This is a genomic window from Xylanibacillus composti, from assembly GCF_018403685.1.
Taxonomy (GTDB): domain Bacteria; phylum Bacillota; class Bacilli; order Paenibacillales; family K13; genus Xylanibacillus; species Xylanibacillus composti.
This window is the reverse complement of the sequence record NZ_BOVK01000099.1, coordinates 1-1984: the sequence shown is the minus strand read 5'-3', so window position 1 is coordinate 1984 and position 1984 is coordinate 1. Positions and strand designations below refer to the sequence as shown.

Below are 1984 nucleotides of genomic sequence, written 5' to 3'. Positions count from 1 at the left end.
ATGAAGATAGCTACGAGGGGGAGCTTGAAAACCCACTATCTTTGAATCTGTATACGTATGTGCATAATAATCCGCTCACTAACATTGATCCTACCGGACATTGGTGTACAGCGACAGTAAACGGAAAGTACTATTCGCATCCGGGGCAATGCTCTGGGAGTGGAAACGGGCAAGACTACATTTCCGATGACAATGCTATTAATTTTGGCAGAACAATATATAATGCAGGGGAAGCTGTAGGCACATATTATCCAGAAGGATCAATCCGCATTGAAGGCGATCCAACAGGGATTTCGGATGCCCTCATTGGATGTGCTTATGACAACCAGTGTGCAGGCTTTGTAACCGGAGGGGTTACTAGCGCAGCCAATGGAGTCAAAGAAGGGGTTAAGGCTGTTGGCATAGGAACTGCTCGGGTTTTGAATTGGAGCAAAGAAATTGCGAACGGCAAGCCGAAGCCTAATCCTGGTATAGAATTCAATCCGTATGGTTCAAGGGTACAAACCGGAGTCGATCCCAATACACTTGTTCCAGCTAAAGACCTCAAGAATTTAACGAATATTCCAGGCGGCGCACAGAGAGTAACCAACGCCGTAAAGCATGGCGGCGATAAGCCAATTATTGTGGATAGAAACGGAAAAATCCTTGATGGCCACCATAGAGTATACGATGCGATCAGGAAAGGGCGAACCGTGGATGTTCAAATTGGATATTAATAATGGGTGGTTGTGATGGAGAATAAAACACTTTCAAGTCTATTGAATGACTTGCATAAAATCATTGTATTTGCACGTTATCTGGTCAGTAGCAACTACGAGAAGGATGCGGTAATCGAGATTCTACAAACCATCGAGGGAACGCTGACTGGTGTCTCTAACGGCCGGGAGTATGAACGCGCAGCATTTATCGAACGGATTCTTGAAGAGGTTAGCGGTGATCCATCGGTAATGGAACTCTTTTCCGACTCATTGCGAGATCCAGAATACAGCGAGATCACGGATAATGAATCAGAGATCATGAAATATCTTCCCGTTATAGATGAAGTGATGAAAGAAGCAAGAATGAATTACAACGAGGGCAATGCCGAAAAATCGCATGATTTGCTTGATTGCATTCACAACCTTCCGGTTTTATTGCTTAACAAGAAAAACTGGAAAGCCAAAGTATTTTGGAAAACGAGCATGAAGCATTACAGGGAGAAATGGCAGGATGACGATTTTTTGGTTCAAGAGGAACAGAGATTAATTCCACAACCATTGTTCAAAAGATGGATGAGCTAAGACGAAACATCGCCACAAGCGAGCTTCTGCTCCTTGTGGCTTTCTTTTGCACGTTGAACGGAAAAACTATCGCATACTGTCTTATGCGCTTCTCGATACGAGCGTTAAAAATCTCCGAATGATCAATTTTATGCCTACGGCAACGATACGGATCATTCGTAAGCTTTTTGGCGTTGTAAGCCGCTTCGCTGCGCGACCGAGTGAACCAACGCCATAAAAACATACCGCCGCTAGGCGGCAACATCGCTGCCGTATTTGTCCGGCAGCTTGCATGCTTGATGCCTCGCGGGCAACCCTTCCTAATGATCCAAATACATGCCAACGGCAAGAACACGGATCATTCTGATGCTTTTTGGGCGTGGAAAGCGGCTCCGCTTTACGACCGAGCGATTCCACGCCCTAAATCTTTACCGCCGCAGCTTGTCCGGCGGCCTATTAATTCGGGATTATCCTTCGCTGAACAACCAACAAACCTTGTTTTCCGTGCCGTAGGCACGCCATGAATTTGAACTTCCCCCCCGCCTTCTCTGGTATACCTACGATGCCTTTCCTTCCAAGTATAACCCCAGAAGTCCCCTTCCCTATTTTAAAACCGCTTAGAGCTGTTAAAGAAGTCAAACAGATGATTGCTTCGAAGGGCGAATCGCTCTGCAGGCTGGATCAACAACGGGCAACCCGTTAGGTCCATAATTCTTCATCATCTT

Annotated in this window: 2 protein-coding genes; both read left to right on the top strand. The window is 45.9% G+C overall.

Annotated features, from left to right (window positions below):
* On the top strand, positions 1–716 hold a 716-nt coding region (locus tag XYCOK13_RS21425; RefSeq protein ID WP_213414292.1), incomplete at its 5' end, for a hypothetical protein.
* A 15-nt stretch (positions 717–731) separates the two neighbouring features.
* A complete protein-coding gene (locus tag XYCOK13_RS21420; protein ID WP_213414291.1) occupies positions 732–1280 on the top strand; it encodes a hypothetical protein in 549 nt (182 codons plus the stop codon).
* Positions 1281–1984: the final 704 nt, after the last annotated feature.

Coding starts and splice junctions, on each gene's coding strand:
- XYCOK13_RS21420 (WP_213414291.1), top strand. CDS start 732: ATGGAGAATAAAACACTTTCAAGTCTATTGAATGACTTGCATAAAATC.